Here is a 16,967-nt window from a genome sequence, read left to right as displayed (position 1 = left end):
GGGTACTGAGATGTGTATGCCTGGTGATAATACGGAGATGCGGGTTGAGTTGATTGCTCCGATTGCTATGGATGAGGGTTTGCGGTTTGCTATTCGTGAGGGTGGGCGTACTGTTGGTGCTGGTCGCGTCACCAAAATCCTCGCCTAAGAGAACTCTTTCCAACCGTTATTTGTTTTTGTTAAAGGTCTGATGGGCACACACCGGGTGTCCCGACCGAATTAAACCTTGAGGAGCCGTAATGGCTAATGAAAAGCGAGTGGATGTCACTCTTGAGTGCCAGACCTGCAAGCGTCGCAATTACATCACTACTAAGAACAAAACCAACCAGCGTGAGCGTATTGAGCTCAAGAAGTATTGCCGCTGGGACCGTATGCACACCTTGCATAAGGAAACTCGCTAGCTATTAGCTAACGAAGCTTTAACTAACGCCCGACCAACTTTTGGGGTCGGGCGTTAGTGCGTTTATGGGCGTGTTAAGGTCGGTGGAGTTGATGGTGGTGAAACTGAAATAATGTCTGAAACCGTAAGTCCTATTAGCCCACTTGGTCCTGACGCGAGGTTGCGGGTGCCGTACTCGTATGCCTCAAGGCCGCTCAGCGTGGAACAGCTTGAAGCCGAGGTATTACCCCGGGCCAAAGAGGGCGATGAAGAAGCATTCGCTCAACTTGTGCGGGCTACCTATGTGGAAACCTTTACGCTGGCGCAGCGACTGATGGGCAATGAAGCTGACGCTTCCGATGTAGTACAAGAAACGTACTTGCGTGCCTTTAGGGCCTTGCCGAAATTTCGTGGCGACGCACGGTTCACCACCTGGTTGTATCGAATTACAGTGAATTGTGCTTCAACACACCTTGGGCGGCGCGAACGGCATCGGCACGTTCATCTAAACGACGAAATGTATGCGCCCGACGAACAGCAGGCCACTAATCCCGAAGCCCGGGCCGAAGCCTGGGTTTGGCAAGAAAAGCTGAAGAAGTCTTTGGCGGTGTTACCACCTCGTCAACGAGCGGTCTTGGTGCTGCACGATGTGTATGACTGGTCGCACGATGAGATTTCAAAAGAACTAAAGATCACCCAGACCGCCAGCAAAGTGCGTTTGCATCGTGGGCGCAAACGGCTACGCGAGTTAATGTACCCGGAACGTATCGACATCGATGACGCTTCAGATGGCGAGACCGCTGAGTTTCAAGAAGATGTGCAGCCGCTTGACGGTGGCAACCCTGAGCGAGAGCCAGTTTCGGATGATCGAACTATCGCGGTTAGTGCCAATGCGTTGTGATCATCATCGCCGAATTTTTGATAGGGCAACATGGCGTTTTGCGGCTGTGCCCACCGGTTCACGGGTTCGTTCACCGGATTGTTTAAGCTGCCAAGCAGCGCTTGCTCGTGAGAAAAGGATACAACGGGGTTTAGAACAACTTCGTAATACCTACCTCGATCCCGGCCCCAGCTTGCTCAGTACCTTGTTATCTAACAGTGCAGCTCCGGTTAGGCCGCTTTATGGTGATCCTGACGTCTCAAACACCCAACGGCTAAACCTAGGCCGCCGATGGCAATTTTTGATGGCAGTCTCGGGGGCCTTGACCGTGGGTGGCGTCATCGCGGTAGCAGTGCGAAAACCGCGTCCGATAGGCTAATGATTGACATTCCGACTAGGTAGTTTTGTTGCTAGCGGTGCTAGCATGTCGTAGTTCAACCCTAGGGCAGTAGCTCAATTGGTAGAGCACCGGTCTCCAAAACCGAAGGTTGGGGGTTCGAGTCCCTCCTGCCCTGCTCAGCGTGTCTCTCGTGCATTAAACCGTTGCGAGGGGCTTTGGAAGTAAAAAGAAGGCTGTCGTCATGGCGATGAACCGAGAACAAAAGCGCATGATGCAACGCCAAGGTCAAGTCGATGCCGACGGGGCCCCGGTAGCGCAATCTCGCCAACCCCAGCGAGCAACCAAGGCCAGCAGCGCCACAGAAGCACGCGCCTCAGCTCCACAATTCCTGCGTGAAGTACGCAGCGAGCTTCGCAAAGTCAACTGGCCTAGCCGTCCCGAAGTGATTCAGTACAGCATCATTGTACTTATTGTGATCGTGGTAATGACGGCGCTTATCGGTGTCTTCGATTACGGCTTTGGTAAGGCTGTGCTGTGGGTTATCGAACGATGAATGATCCTGAAACTGAAAACCCTATGATTGATGACGCTAACGACCCACAAGGTGAGGTCGAAGCAGACACCCCTAATGCATCGCTGGCTGAAACTGATCAGGCTGCGACAACGGTTAATGCCGCCGAGGTAGCCGATGGCGCGCCCGAACAAGGCGGCAGTGATGAAGAAGTAGAAGTCACTGATGCTGATGACTTGCTAGTGGAAGCAGCGGCCCCCAGGGTTCAAAGCCCGTACGATCGCCCTGGTCGCTGGTATGTGGTCCACACCCAGTCGGGTTACGAGAAAAAGGTGAAGACCAACCTTGAGGCTCGTACCACTTCCATGAACATGGAAGACCGCATCCACGAAATTGTTATTCCGTTGGAAGACGTGGTCGACGTCAAAAACGGCAAGAAAGTTGTCGTACAAAAGAAGCTCTTCCCGGGTTACCTTTTGGTGCGTTGCGAGCTAGACGACGACTCGTGGTACGTAATTCGCAACACCCCTGGTGTTACCGGTTTCGTAGGTCAAGGGGCTAAGCCAACTGCGCTTCGCCGCAAAGATGTAGAAACCTTCTTGCAGTCGAAGGTGGAAGGTGAAGAGCTGCCCGTTAAACGTGGTAAGCCGCTTCTGGAATATGAAATGGGTGAAACGGTTCGAGTTAAGGAAGGCCCGTTCGCTGATTTCTCCGGTGAGATTGTTGAGCTGAACGAAGACCAGCTGAAGGTCAAGGTTCTGGTAAACATTTTCGGCCGTGAAACACCAGTTGAGCTGGAGTTCTCACAAATAGCGAAGCTGTAAAGGTCTCAAGGTAGCCCGTAGCGGGCAGAACCTAATGCTGGTCGGGTTGGCAGCTAGTGGCTATTTAAGGCAAACTTATTCGTCGCCCCTATTGTTGGGGCAGGTTTTCTATGGTCGGGTACGGCCATTGGTTAGGTAGAGGAACAACATGGCCAAAAAGAAGGTCGTTGCGGTCGTTAAGATCCAGATCCCAGCAGGTGCAGCCACGCCAGCACCCCCAGTAGGTACCGCTCTTGGTCCCCACGGTGTGGCCATCATGGATTTCTGCAAAGAATATAACGCCCGTACCGAGGCACAACGCGGCACCATTATCCCGGTTGAAATCACCGTTTTTGAAGATCGTAGCTTCACCTTTATTACCAAGACCCCGCCCACCACGGTGTTAATCCGCGAAGCGGCTGGTCTTGAGAAGGCGGCTTCCACTCCTGGTAAGGCCACCGCTGGTACTCTGACCGATGCTCAGGTAGCCGAGATCGCCCAAACCAAAATGCCCGACCTGAACGCCAATGACATCGAGGCCGCCAAGCTGCAAATTGCTGGCACGGCACGCTCGATGGGCATCAAGGTCGAAGGCTAAATTTCTATATCCGACGACGCTCTAGGACCACCTCACCTAGGGCCGAGATTTGAGAGGGAGCCGTATGGCGAAAGGTAAGAAGTACGCTGACGCGTCTAAGAAATACGATCACGAGTACGAGCATTCAGCCGCCGAAGCTATCGAGCTGGTGAAGCAACTCGCTTCCGCCAAGTTCAACGAGACGGTTGAGCTTGCGGTTCGCTTAGGCGTAGACCCCCGCAAGGCCGATCAGATGATGCGTGGTACCGTGGCGTTGCCTTCAGGTACCGGTAAAGACGTGCGGATCGCCGTTTTTGCTGAAGGCGAAGCCGCCACTGCTGCTCGCGAAGCTGGTGCCGATTTTGTGGGTGGCGAAGAGTTCGCCGCTGAAGTTGAAGGTGGCATGCTCGACTTCGACGTTGCCATCTCGACCCCCGAGCTAATGCCAACCGTTGGTAAACTAGGTCGTGTTTTGGGGCCTCGTGGCCTAATGCCGAACCCAAAGACCGGTACCGTGACCCCCGATGTCGGCAAGGCCGTTGCCGATTTCAAAGGCGGCAAGGTTGAGTATCGCACCGACCGTTACGGCAACATTCACGTGCCAATCGGTAAGGTCGATTTCGATACTCCTGCGCTGTTGGCCAACATGACCACCGTAATGGATGAGCTAAACCGTATGAAGCCAGCTTCTTCCAAGGGGCGTTACATACGGCGAATCACCGTTGCTTCCACCATGGGTCCTGGTATCAAAGTGGATGCACACCGTTTGAAGCCCGACGAGGATTAGAAGTCTTAAATACAAGTTTTTAACAGTCAGCGCTAGGTTGGCTGTCAACTAAATACTCTTGCCATAGACATCAGGTGTGAGCGGTTCAACCGAACACTTAAACAGCGATAGCTGGCCCGACGAGGCGGAACCTCCTTAGCTGGGGCACCCGTGTCTGTCTATCGCGAGTGCCCCATCGTCTTGTGAACACGCAGGCGATTCATGCGGCCGAATATCACGGCCCCGAATTATGAGGAAGGAGGTGCTGATGGAAAACCCAAGACAAGAAAAAGTTGCAGTTGTAGACGAGATTAAGACTCGTTTTGACGAGACTTCGGCGGTGTTGGTGACCGAATATCGAGGTCTTAACGTTGCGAACGTTTCGCAGTTGCGTCGCGAACTTACGGCTGCTGGTGGCGAGTACAAGGTGTACAAAAACACTTTGGTCTCCATTGCGGCGAGAGCTAGCGAATGGCCACTTGAGGAAATGCTCACTGGTCCTACCGCTATTGCCTTTGTAACTACTAAGCCTGACGGAAGCCCCGGCGACGCAGTTGATGTCGCCAAAGTGCTGCGAGATTTCGCGAAGTCGAATCCGGCCTTGGTAGTAAAGGGTGGTGTATTGGGCGGCAAGGTACTTTCCTCCGCCGATGCCAAAGCTTTGGCTGACATTGCGCCACGCGAAGAACTACTCGCTCGTTTGGCTGGTGGCTTCGCAGCGCCAATGACCAAGTTTGCTGGTTTGTTGCAGGCCTTGCCTCGCAACTTTGCTTACGGGCTATCAGCACTAATTGAAGCCGGCGGAGCATCCGATGCCCCGGCTGCCACCACCGACACTGACCAAGCAGCATCGGCTGCTGCGCCAGAATCCTCCGAAGCCCCCGAGGCTGCGGAAGCACCACAAGACGCCGAGGCCCCTGAAGCTCCGGCCCAAGAAGAATCCGTCGGTGCTGCCGACGCAGACACTGAGGAGAGTTGAAATGACCAAGGATGAAATCCTGGATGCAATTTCCGGCATGACCGTGCTCGAGTTGAGCGAACTGCTGGCTGACTTTGAAGAGCGCTTCGGCGTTTCCGCCGCTGCTCCTGTGGCCGTGGCCGCAGTTGCTGGCGCTGGTGGTGGCGGCGAAGCTGCTGCTGAAGAGCAAGACGAGTTCGACGTGGTACTTACCGCGGCTGGCGACAAGAAGATTCAAGTGGTGAAGGAAGTTCGTACCATCACCAGCTTGGGTCTGAAGGAAGCCAAGGATCTCGTGGACAATGCTCCCAAGGCCATCCTCGAGAAGGTTTCGAAGGAAGATGCCGAAAAGGCCAAGGCAACCTTGGAAGCCGCTGGCGCTTCGGTAGAGCTCAAGTAGTATCTGCTTTTAAAGCACTTAACCCCAAATGGTTTGGCTTGGCCACCATTTGGGGTTTTGTCGTTTTAGCCCCGGGTGCGATCGTTACAATCGTCTTAGATAACCTTGACCGCTTTGGTAACTGTCCTTATTATATGTGAACAGATTATATGTGAACAGCAATTCCTCTTAACGGGAAAAATCAGCAGCGAGATGGCATAGGCCGCTTCAAAAAGCGCCCATACATAAGGGCAGCGAACGGCTAGCTGCACTTTGTGCAAGCAACGGGTTGATTCTTCCCCATAAAAGTCGATAGGCTATCTAGTTGCCGTGCTTGCCTGTTCGTGTTCTCACTCTTTGGTGTTAGCGCAAACGCGTCTCAGCATGGTCTTTCCGCTCGCGCCTCGCCCCGTTTGAGGAGTCATCTAGTTGTCCTCTCGCACTACTGCCCGGGCCCGCTATTCATTTGGGAACCTAGATGAGGTTCTGGAACTTCCTGACCTCATCGCCATTCAACGTGAATCGTTCGATTGGTTCCTAAATCACGGGCTGGCTGAAACCTTTGCAGACATCAGCCCCATCAAAGACTTCACTGAGAATCTCCAGCTTGAGCTGGAATTCGATCCTAACGATGAAGATCTTCGTCCTCCACCCAAATATTCGGTGGACGAATGCAAAGAAAAGGATATGACCTATAGCGCGCCTATCTTTGTGCGCGCCCGCTTCATGAACGCCCAAACGGGTGAAATCAAGGAGCAAACCGTTTTCATGGGTGATTTCCCCATGATGACCGAAAAAGGCACCTTCATTATCAACGGTACCGAGCGTGTCGTGGTGTCACAGCTGGTTCGGTCACCTGGCGTTATCTTCCAACCTGGTGAGCGCTACCGTCTGCGTAACCTTTCTAAGCACCAGTTGGTCACTGGCACCATTCACCCTTACCGTGGCGAATGGATCGAGTTCGACGTTGAGCAAAAGCCAGGTAAAGACGTCACCGCTGGTACTCGTATCGCCCGCAAACGCCGTCTCAGCATTTTCGTTTTGCTGCGTGCTCTTGGCTACGACGAAGAAAACTACCCCGGCTTCCTCGACGCCTTCGTACGCCACTTCGACTTCCTCGAAGGCCAGTGGGAAAAAGACAAGACTGTTGCCCCCACTCAAGAAGAAGCGCTGGTAGAAATCTACAAGCGTGCCCGCCCAGGCGAGCCCGCCAACGTTGAATCAGCCCGGGCATATTTCAAGAATGCCTTCTTCGAGAACCGTCGCTACGACCTTTCTCGTGTTGGTCGGTACAAGCTGAACCGCAAGCTTGGCCCTGAAATCGACCGTCTCGAGCAGATCTTCAAGATTCAACTCGAACGTCCCGAGCCCGACCAGTCAGTACTGACACCGGCCGAAATTCTGGCCGCCAGCACCTACTTGTTGAACCTGGTCAACGCCGAGCCGGGCTACCGTCTCGACGACCAAGACCACTTCGCCAACCGCCGGATCCGTTCGGTGGGCGAGCTAATCCAAAACCAGGTGCGCATTGGTCTTTCCCGTATGGAGCGGGTGGTGCGCGAGCGCATGACCACTCAAGACGTTGAGGCCATTACGCCCCAAACACTGATCAACATCCGCCCCGTGGTGGCGTCGATCAAAGAATTCTTCGGCACTAGCCAGCTTTCGCAGTTCATGGACCAGGTCAACCCCCTTTCGGGGCTTACCCACCGTCGTCGTCTGAACGCGCTTGGCCCCGGTGGTTTGTCTCGGGAGCGGGCCGGTTTCGAAGTGCGTGACGTTCACTTCTCGCATTACGGCCGTATGTGCCCGATTGAAACTCCAGAAGGCCCGAACATTGGTCTAATCGGGGCGCTTAGCTCGTATGCCCGAGTTAATACCTTTGGTTTCATCGAATCGCCGTACCGTAAGGTTGAACACGGAAAAGCCACCGATGAAGTGGTTTACCTCTCGGCGGATGAAGAAGAAGAGTACGTAGTCGCCCAGGCGAACACGCCTTTGCACGACGATGGCACCTTCGCCGACGATCGCGTGATGGTGCGTCGTTCACCCCAGGCGGCAACTTTGGGCGAGCTGAAACTCCAGCTTGAACGCGACGTGTTCTTCGGTTCGACCACCGAAATTTCATCGGTGTCGCCAGACGAAGTTCAACTAATGGACGTTTCGCCGAAGCAGATCGTTTCGGTGGCGGCGGCACTTATTCCCTTCTTGGAACATGACGACGCTAACAGGGCCCTTATGGGTGCCAACATGCAGCGCCAGGCCGTACCGCTAATTTCAGCCGAATCGCCTTATATCGGAACCGGTATGGAAGGTGTTGCGGCCCGCGATGCTGCCGACATGGTGCTCGCCCAAGACGACGGTGAAGTGGTTGATGTTGATGGCCGCACCGTCACTCTTCAATACGACAATTTGGGTCGCAAGATTTACCGTCTGATGAAGTTTGAGCGCTCAAACCAAGACACCTGCTTTAACCAAAAGCCACGTGTTGAGGTGGGCCAGCGCGTAGCCAAGGGCGATCTGTTGGCCGATGGTCCTTCTACCGAAAACGGTGAGTTGGCGCTTGGCAAAAACCTGCTGGTGGCCTTTATGCCCTGGGAAGGTTACAACTACGAAGACGCCATCATTTTGTCAGAGCGTTTGGTGAAAGACGACGTGCTCACGTCGATCCATATCCACGAACACGAAATCGACGCTCGCGACACCAAACTTGGCCCCGAAGAAATCACCCGTGATATCCCGAACCTTTCGGAAGATATCCTGGCCGACCTCGACGAACGCGGCATTATCCGCATCGGTGCCGAGGTCGACGCGGGCGATGTGCTGGTTGGTAAAGTAACGCCCAAGGGTGAAACCGAACTGACCCCAGAAGAGCGCTTACTACGGGCCATCTTTGGCGAAAAAGCCCGTGAAGTGCGTGACACCTCGTTGAAGGTGCCTCACGGTGAGTCGGGTAAAATTATCGACGTTAAGGTCTTCAATCGCGACGAGGGCGACGAACTTCCCCCTGGCGTAAACCAGCTAGTACGGGTGTACGTAGGTCAAAAGCGCAAGATCAGCGTTGGTGACAAGTTGGCTGGGCGTCACGGTAACAAGGGTGTTATTTCCCGTATTCTTCCCATCGAAGATATGCCCTTCTTGGCCGACGGTACCCCGGTCGACATTTTGTTGAACCCACTCGGTGTCCCTTCACGAATGAACGTAGGTCAGGTGCTTGAATCGCATTTGGGTTACGCCGCCCGCTGGGGCTGGGATCTCACCGATGAGGGCTACTCGAACGTAGGTGACGCCCCGATTCGAGGCACTGAAACCAAGACTCGCCCCAACACTCCGCCTTCAACACTGGTGGCAACCCCGGTGTTCGACGGCGCTAACTGGGACGAGAAGTTTGATTCGGGCAAACACCCCACCATCAAGGAAATCTTTGGTGGCTTGCATCCCGAAGCAGCCGATCCCCGTTATGGCGACAACGGCCGCCTCATGCAAACCGATGGCAAAGTTACCTTGTACAACGGTCGAACCGGTGAAGCCTACGACAACCCCATCACCGTGGGTTACATGTACATCTTGAAGCTGGCCCACCTTGTTGACGACAAGATTCACGCCCGTTCAACCGGTCCATACTCGATGATCACCCAGCAACCCCTTGGTGGTAAGGCCCAATTCGGTGGCCAGCGCTTTGGTGAGATGGAAGTGTGGGCGTTGGAAGCCTACGGTGCCGCCTATTGCCTCCAAGAACTGCTCACCATTAAGAGTGACGATGTGCTTGGCCGGGTGAAGGTCTATGAGTCGATCGTGAAGGGTGAGAACATCCCCGAACCTGGTATTCCCGAGAGCTTTAAGGTGCTCATCAAGGAAATGCAGGCCCTGTGCTTGAACGTTGAGGTGCTCTCCACCACTGGTGAAGAAATCGAAATGCGCGAGCTTGACGAAGATATTTTCCGCACGGCTGAGGAGCTAGGCATCGACCTATCTCGTCCCGAGCGTGGTAGTGACGAAGAGGACGCCCGCCGCCGTGTCGGTCGGGCCTGAGAGGAACTGAATGCTCGACGTCAATAATTTTGACCAACTGCGTATTGGCCTCGCCACAGCAGACTCCATCCGTTCATGGTCTAACGGAGAGGTCAAAAAGCCTGAGACTATTAACTACCGAACCCTAAAGCCCGAGAAGGAAGGTCTTTTCTGCGAGAAGATCTTTGGTCCTACCAAAGACTGGGAATGCTCTTGCGGTAAGTACAAGCGAGTGCGTTTCAAGGGCATCATTTGCGAGCGTTGTGGGGTCGAAGTAACTCGCTCCAAAGTGCGTCGCGAACGTATGGGCCATATTGAATTAGCGGCACCGGCGTGCCACATTTGGTACCTGCGCGGCACTCGTTCCTGGTTGGCCTATCTGCTCATGGGTACCCAACCCCGTGAAGAGTTGAAGGCTAAGCAGCTCGAAAAGGTCATTTACTTCGCCGCTAACCTAGTTACCTGGGTTGATGAAGAGCGTCGCCATGAAGACCTGCCCAACCTTGAGGTTGAGCTGGCTGAAGAGCGCGAGCTGATCGAACGTGAGATGCAACTCGAACTGGCTGGCATTGCCGAGTCAGTGGAAGCTGAAATTGCGCAACTAGAAAAAGATGGGGCTAAAGACGCCGAATTGAAGGCTCGCCAACGTGCGGCTGAAAAAGAGATGGCGTCTACCCGTGAGCGTTACGAATCAGAAATCGAAACCTTGCAGCGCGCCTTTGACGAGTTCAAAGGTCTCTTCGCCCGCCAAATTGTGGAAGACGAAGAGTTGTGGGCCGCTCTGGTTGAAAACTACAGCGATTATTTCGAAGGCGGCATGGGTGCCGAGGCGATTAAGCGCTTGATCGGCCGGATCGATTTCGACGACGAAGAAATCAAGCTTCGTGAAGCTATCGACCCTGTTGATGGCGGCCGTCCCTTGTCAGCACAACGTCGTCAAAAGGCCATCAAACGTCTAAAGATCGTTTCGGCCTTCAACCGTCGCGACGAAAATGGTCGTCGGGTCAACGATCCCTCGGCCATGATTCTCGACGTGGTGCCAGTAATTCCGCCCGAGCTGCGCCCCATGGTGCAACTCGACGGTGGCCGTTTCGCCACGTCCGACTTGAACGACTTGTATCGCCGGGTCATTAACCGAAATAACCGCCTCAAGCGACTCATCGACTTGGGTGCCCCCGAAATCATTGTCAACAACGAAAAGCGGATGCTCCAAGAAGCTGTTGACGCCCTCTTCGATAATGGTCGTCGTGGTCGTCCGGTAACCGGGCCTGGTAACCGTCCGCTGAAGTCTCTCTCTGACATGTTGAAGGGCAAGCAAGGCCGCTTCCGCCAGAACCTGTTGGGTAAGCGAGTCGACTACTCGGGTCGTTCGGTGATTGTGGTTGGCCCCACCCTGAAGCTGCACCAGTGCGGTTTGCCTAAGCTGATGGCACTCGAGCTATTCAAGCCTTTCGTGATGAAGAAGCTGGTTGATGAAGAGCTGGCTCAAAACATCAAGTCGGCGAAGCGCATGGTCGAGCGTCGTCGTCCCCAAGTTTGGGATGTTCTTGAAGATGTAATTAAAGAACACCCCGTGATGTTGAACCGTGCTCCAACCTTGCACCGCTTGGGTATTCAGGCCTTCGAACCGGTCTTGGTTGAAGGTAAAGCGATTCAAATTCACCCCTTGGTATGTACTGCTTTCAACGCCGATTTCGACGGTGACCAGATGGCTGTACACCTGCCACTTTCTGCGGAAGCTCAAGCCGAAGCCCGAGTGCTTATGCTTAGCGCTAACAACGTGCTTTCCCCAGCCCATGGCCGTCCGTTGGTAACCCCAACCCAAGACATGGTGATTGGTGCTTTCTACCTCACTGAATTGGTGGAAGGCGACAAGGGTGAAGGCAAGGTCTTTAAGCACCTCCACGCCTTAGAACGTGCTTACGAAGCTGGTGAAATCACCCTGCACGCCGAGATCGAATGGCGCGACCGTCGTCACGCTCCGATCGATGAAGACGGCCGTGTGATCGGCATGAAGACCACACCAGGACGGGTGTTCTTCAACGAGGCGCTGCCAGAAGACTTCGGCTTCGTTAACGAAGTAGTGAAGAAGCGCCACATTGGTGAGATTGTCGACCGTTTGGCAAATGAGTATCCCAAGGCAGTGGTAGCCAGAAGCCTCGATGCGCTAAAAGCTATTGCCTTTGAATACGCCTCGCGTTCTGGTCTCACAATTTCAATCAACGACGTGAAGACGCCTGTTGAGAAGAAGGGCATCCTCGAATCGCACGAGGCTGAAACCGAACTGGTGGAACAACAGTTCCGCCGGGGCATCATCACCGACGGTGAACGTCGCCAGAAAGAAGTCGAAATCTGGAACGACGCCACCGATAAGGTGCGGGCTGCAATGGAAGCTGCCTTGGCCGCTGATCACTTCAACCCGATCGACATGATGGTGGGCTCTGGTGCTCGAGGAAACATGGTGCAGGTTCGCCAGATCGCTGGTATGCGAGGCTTGGTGGCTAACCCTCGTGGTGACATGATTCCGCGTCCCATTAAGAGCAACTTCCGTGAAGGGCTCGAAATGCTCGAGTACTTCATTTCAACTCCTGGTGCCCGTAAGGGTTTGGTTGACACCGCCCTGCGTACTGCCGACTCGGGTTATCTAACCCGGCGTCTGGTCGACGTCGCCCAAGAACTCATCATCCGTGAGTACGACTGTGCTTCTGATGGTTCGCCGGTTCGTGGCACTTGGCTTGAGGATGTAAGCCCGGACAAGCCCAACAAACGAACCTATCTTGAAACCCGGCTCTTTGGCCGTACCTTGGCCGCCGACGTCACGCTGTCCGACGGTTCAGTCATCGAAGCTGGTACCGAAGTAGGCGAAACCGAGATGGCAATATTGCGTGACGACCCCGAAGTCACGCGGGTACGGTTGCGCTCGGTGCTAACTTGCCAGGCCGAATATGGTGTTTGTGCCAAATGCTACGGCCGCTCTTTGGCGACCGGACAAACCATCGAAATGGGCGAAGCGGTCGGTGTTATTGCTGCTCAGTCAATTGGTGAACCTGGTACTCAGCTCACCATGCGTACCTTCCATACCGGTGGTATTGCCGCTGGTGGCGACATCGCCGGTGGTTTGCCCCGAGTGGTTGAGCTCTTCGAAGCCCGTAGTCCTAAAGGTAAGGCCACCCTGGCGCGAATTTCGGGCGTAGTCCGAATTGTGGAAGACGAAGGTAAAGACCGTCTGGTCACAATTGTGGCTGACGATGGCGACACCGAAGAGTCGTACACCATTCCTAACTTGGCCCGCCTCGAAGTACGCGATGGCGACACCATCGAAGCCGGTGACGCTTTGGTGGAAGGTCCTCGTGATCCCAAGGAACTAATTGAGATCCGCGGTGTGCGTGAAACCCAAATGTACCTTGTCGAAGAGGTGCAAAAGGTTTACCGCGACCAGGGCGTTTCCATTGCCGATAAGCACATCGAGCTGATCGTGCGTCAAATGACCCGTCGAGTGGCTGTGCAAGAACCGGGCGATTCCGATTTCTTGCCGGGTGAACGTGTTGATCAAAAGCAGTATGCCGATACCAACCGTTTGTTGGTCCAAGAAGGAAAGACCCCGGCTGAAGGTCGTCCCGAGTTAATGGGAATTACCAAGGCTTCCTTGGCTACTGAATCGTGGCTATCAGCAGCGTCTTTCCAGGAAACCACTCGTGTTCTTACTGAAGCCGCCATTGAATCACGTTCTGATTCTCTGTTGGGCCTCAAAGAGAACATCATTATTGGTAAGTTGATCCCAGCCGGTACCGGTTTGACCGAATACCGCGATGTCGAAACGGTGGCGCCTGACTACCAGCGCATGGAGTACTACTCAAGCGATGGGGAAGAGCAAAGCCTTTCCGATTTCCTGGCCGCCAGCCACAAAGCTCAAGCCGATGCTGGCATTACGCCTGGCCTGAGCGAACCGGCTAGCTAGGGTTTAACCGACCAATATTTTTCTATTCAACTTCGGCAAACCTCTCTAACACGTTTTGGTGAGAGGTTTGCCGAATTCCAATCTAACCCCATAAGATAAACAGTCGGCCCAATGCGACTTGACGTATGGCCGTGTCTGTCCGAGAACAATTTCGAGAGGTCTTTGTGCCCACCATCCAGCAACTGGTCCGTCAGGGTCGCCAGTCTAAACCTTCTAAGGCGCCGACACCTGCACTTAAAGGCGCACCACAGCGCCGTGGTGTGTGCACCCGTGTCTATACCAGCACCCCCAAGAAGCCGAACTCGGCCCTTCGTAAGGTTGCTCGTGTCCGTCTATCCACCGGAATTGAAGTAACCGCGTACATCCCAGGCGAAGGTCATAACCTCCAAGAGCACTCCATCGTGTTGGTTCGCGGCGGTCGTGTGAAAGACCTTCCCGGTGTGCGTTACAAAGTAATCCGCGGCACGCTCGACTCTTCTGGGGTTCGCGACCGCAAGCAAGCTCGTAGCCGCTACGGCGCCAAGAAAGAGGGCTAAAGATGCCTCGTAAAGGCCCAGCTCCCCGTCGTGAGCTAATGCCAGATCCTATCTACCATTCGGTTTTGGTTACCCAGATCGTGAACAAAACCATGCGTAAAGGCAAGCGCACCCTGGCTGAGGGCATTGTTTATGATGCGCTCGAGATGGTCGAGCAAAAAACTGGTTCCGAACCCACCGCTACCCTCAAGCGGGCTATCGATAACGTGAAGCCCCAGCTCGAAGTGAAGAGTCGTCGCGTGGGTGGTGCTACCTATCAGGTACCTATTGAAGTTCGTCCCCGCCGCGCTAATGCGCTGGCTATTCGTTGGGTGATCGGCTATTCCCGTCAGCGCCGCGAGCGCACCATGGCCGAGCGTCTAGCAAATGAAATTCTTGATGCCTCAAACGGTGTCGGCTCGGCGATTAAGCGTCGTGAAGATACCCATAAGATGGCCGAAGCGAACAAGGCGTTCGCCCACTACCGTTGGTAGTAACTATTTCACCTAAGTTCTAATAGTTTCGCCGTGACTCACCTTGGTGGGTTGCGGCGTGACTGCGTTAACCACATTGTTTCTTTCCTTCACCCCATATCCCCCGCACTCTCGCCACTAAAGAGCTTCTCACCATGAGTCAAAGTCGTTCCAGCCTTGAGCACACCCGAAATCTCGGGATTATGGCCCACATTGATGCGGGCAAAACCACCACCACCGAACGCATCCTGTTTTACACCGGGCGTAACTACAAGATCGGTGAAACCCACGAAGGTGGCGCCACCATGGACTGGATGGTGCAAGAACAAGAGCGTGGTATCACCATCACCTCAGCTGCCACCACCGCTCACTGGCGTGATCACACCATTAACATCATCGACACCCCGGGCCACGTCGACTTCACCGTTGAGGTAGAGCGTTCGCTTCGTGTGCTCGATGGCGCGGTTGCTGTGTTCGACGGCGTGGCTGGTGTTGAACCCCAGTCAGAAACCGTGTGGCGTCAGGCCAACAAGTATCATGTGCCCCGCATTTGTTTCATCAACAAGATGGATCGCATTGGCGCTAACTTCCTAGCTGCGGCCGACACAATTGTTGATCGACTGGGTGCCAACATTGCCATTATTCAGCTGCCCATTGGTGCTGAAAGCGAATTTAAAGGCGTTGTCGATCTAGTCGAAATGAATGCCGTTATTTGGCACGAAGAAGATCTAGGTGCGTCTTTCGATATCGTTGATATTCCAGCTGACATGGTGGACGACGCCGAAATGTGGCGTGAAAACCTGCTCGACGTGCTTAGCGGCTTCGATGAAAATATCTTCGAAAAGTACGCTGGCGACGAAGAGATTTCAGCTGACGAAATCCGTGCTGCCATTCGTAACGCCACCTTGGCAAACGAAATTGTGCCGGTGATGTGCGGTTCGGCGTTCAAAAACAAGGGTGTACAACCTTTACTCGACGCCGTGGTTTACTATCTACCCTCGCCTATTGATCTGCCCCCAGTGGTCGGCCAAAGCTTGCGCGGTGGCGAAGAAATCACCCGAGAAGCTTCCGATACAGCACCGTTCTCAGCCCTAGCATTCAAGATCGTGGCCGACCCTCACGGTCGTCTCACCTATTTCCGGGTTTACTCTGGCAAGATCAACAAGGGTGACACGGTTCTGAATGCCCGTACCGGCAAGAAGGAACGTATTGGCCGCATTGTAGAAATGCACGCCAACGACCGCATCGACCGCGACGACGTTTCGGCAGGTCATATTGTGGCAGGTATTGGTCTGAAAGACACTCGCACTGGTGACACTCTCTGCGACGATAAGAACCCCATCGTCTTAGAAGTTCTCGAGTTCCCGGAACCGGTTATCCAAGTGGCGGTCGAGCCCAAGACCAAGGCCGATCAAGACAAATTGGCCAAGGCGCTTTATGCGTTGGCCGAAGAAGATCCCACGTTCCAAGTGCGGACCGATGAGGAGACTGGCCAAACCCTAATTTCGGGTATGGGCGAGTTGCATCTTGAGGTTCTGGTCGACCGCATGCTGCGCGAGTTCAACGTAGATGCCAGCGTTGGTAAGCCCCAGGTGGCCTACCGTGAAACCATCAGCGCCACGGTCGATAGCTACACCTACACCCACAAGAAGCAAACCGGTGGTTCCGGTCAGTTCGCTGAGGTGGAAATTAAGCTTGAGCCAACCCAACCTGGTGAAGGTTACGAATTCATCGACAAGATCGTGGGCGGTCGTATCCCCAGGGAATACATCCCATCTGTCGACGCTGGTGTCCAAGAATCGCTCACTGCCGGTGTGCTGGCTGGTTACCCAACGGTTGACGTTAGGGTCACACTGCTCGACGGTAAGTTCCACGATGTGGACTCATCGGAAATGGCGTTCAAGATTGCTGGCGTTATGGCTTACAAAGAAGCTGCCCGCAAAGCCAAACCAATTCTCCTCGAACCGATTATGAAGGTCGAGGTGGTCACCCCAGACGATTACCTAGGTGACGTTATGGGTGACTTGTCGTCCCGCCGGGGCCGCCTAGCGGGCACCGAACAACGGGGCAATAGCCAAGCCATTACGGCTGAAGTGCCCCTGTCCGAAATGTTCGGATATGCCACCGACCTCCGTAGCCGGACTCAAGGTCGTGCCACGTACACCATGCAGTTCCATTCGTACCAGCAGATGCCCGTGGCGGTTCAAGAAGAAATCGTTGCCCGGGTACGAGGCGAGTAATCGCTAAGTCGTAACCGGACCAAAAAGAGAACGTTAAGAAAGGTATCCACCTAAAGATGTCTAAAGCTAAGTTTGAGCGTACTAAGCCGCATGTGAATATTGGGACTATGGGTCATATTGACCATGGGAAGACTACGTTGACGGCGGCTATTTCGACGGTGTTGGCTGAGGCTTTTC

15 protein-coding genes and 1 tRNA gene are annotated in these 16,967 nt (G+C 54.3%); all 16 read left to right on the top strand.

What is annotated here, in order from left to right; translation table 11 throughout:
• On the top strand, positions 1-148 hold a 148-nt coding region (locus WC184_13045), incomplete at its 5' end, for an elongation factor Tu (protein ID MFA7478793.1).
• 91 nt (positions 149-239) lie between these two features.
• Positions 240-401 (top strand): 50S ribosomal protein L33, encoded by a 162-nt coding sequence (gene rpmG, locus WC184_13040; GenBank protein ID MFA7478792.1) that lies wholly within the window; start codon positions 240-242, stop codon positions 399-401.
• Between the two features lie 111 nt (positions 402-512).
• Positions 513-1,280: an RNA polymerase sigma factor gene (locus WC184_13035; protein MFA7478791.1), complete on the top strand. Its 768-nt coding sequence runs from the start codon at positions 513-515 to the stop codon at positions 1,278-1,280.
• Between the two features lie 421 nt (positions 1,281-1,701).
• A tRNA-Trp gene (locus WC184_13030) sits at positions 1,702-1,774 on the top strand.
• 66 nt (positions 1,775-1,840) lie between these two features.
• Positions 1,841-2,152 carry a preprotein translocase subunit SecE gene (gene secE / locus WC184_13025; GenBank protein MFA7478790.1) on the top strand — a complete coding sequence of 104 codons (312 nt, stop codon included), beginning with the start codon at positions 1,841-1,843 and terminating at the stop codon, positions 2,150-2,152.
• Positions 2,149-2,934, top strand: a complete 786-nt coding sequence (gene nusG, locus WC184_13020) for a transcription termination/antitermination protein NusG (protein ID MFA7478789.1) — start codon at positions 2,149-2,151, stop codon at positions 2,932-2,934. The genes secE and nusG overlap by 4 nt, the downstream gene beginning before the upstream one ends.
• Before the next feature lie 148 nt (positions 2,935-3,082).
• Positions 3,083-3,511, top strand: coding sequence for a 50S ribosomal protein L11 (rplK, locus tag WC184_13015; protein ID MFA7478788.1), 429 nt, complete (start codon positions 3,083-3,085; stop codon positions 3,509-3,511).
• 64 nt (positions 3,512-3,575) lie between these two features.
• On the top strand, positions 3,576-4,277 hold the full coding sequence (gene rplA / locus WC184_13010; protein ID MFA7478787.1) for a 50S ribosomal protein L1: 702 nt from the start codon (positions 3,576-3,578) through the stop codon (positions 4,275-4,277).
• A gap of 247 nt (positions 4,278-4,524) precedes the next feature.
• Positions 4,525-5,235, top strand: coding sequence for a 50S ribosomal protein L10 (rplJ, locus tag WC184_13005; GenBank protein MFA7478786.1), 711 nt, complete (start codon positions 4,525-4,527; stop codon positions 5,233-5,235).
• Position 5,236: 1 nt separating this feature from the next.
• Positions 5,237-5,614, top strand: a complete 378-nt coding sequence (gene rplL / locus WC184_13000) for a 50S ribosomal protein L7/L12 (GenBank protein MFA7478785.1) — start codon at positions 5,237-5,239, stop codon at positions 5,612-5,614.
• 408 nt (positions 5,615-6,022) lie between these two features.
• Positions 6,023-9,625 carry a DNA-directed RNA polymerase subunit beta gene (locus WC184_12995; protein ID MFA7478784.1) on the top strand — a complete coding sequence of 1,201 codons (3,603 nt, stop codon included), beginning with the start codon at positions 6,023-6,025 and terminating at the stop codon, positions 9,623-9,625.
• A gap of 10 nt (positions 9,626-9,635) precedes the next feature.
• Positions 9,636-13,562 (top strand): DNA-directed RNA polymerase subunit beta', encoded by a 3,927-nt coding sequence (locus WC184_12990; GenBank protein ID MFA7478783.1) that lies wholly within the window; start codon positions 9,636-9,638, stop codon positions 13,560-13,562.
• 164 nt (positions 13,563-13,726) lie between these two features.
• The gene (gene rpsL / locus WC184_12985; GenBank protein MFA7478782.1) at positions 13,727-14,098 is read left to right on the top strand and encodes a 30S ribosomal protein S12; all 372 of its coding nucleotides are present in this window, start codon (positions 13,727-13,729) and stop codon (positions 14,096-14,098) included.
• 2 nt (positions 14,099-14,100) lie between these two features.
• Entirely contained in the window at positions 14,101-14,571 is a 471-nt protein-coding gene (gene rpsG / locus WC184_12980) for a 30S ribosomal protein S7 (GenBank protein ID MFA7478781.1), read from the top strand.
• A 134-nt stretch (positions 14,572-14,705) separates the two neighbouring features.
• A complete protein-coding gene (fusA, locus tag WC184_12975) occupies positions 14,706-16,790 on the top strand; it encodes an elongation factor G (protein MFA7478780.1) in 2,085 nt (694 codons plus the stop codon).
• 56 nt (positions 16,791-16,846) lie between these two features.
• Positions 16,847-16,967 (top strand): GTP-binding protein (locus WC184_12970; protein ID MFA7478779.1); only part of this gene is annotated, 121 nt, incomplete at its 3' end.

The sequence above is a fragment of the Acidimicrobiia bacterium genome (assembly GCA_041676705.1).
Taxonomy (GTDB): Bacteria; Actinomycetota; Acidimicrobiia; order Acidimicrobiales; family SKKL01; genus Actinomarinicola.
Note: the sequence above shows the minus strand (reverse complement) of the source record. Positions and strands in the feature narration are given on the sequence as shown.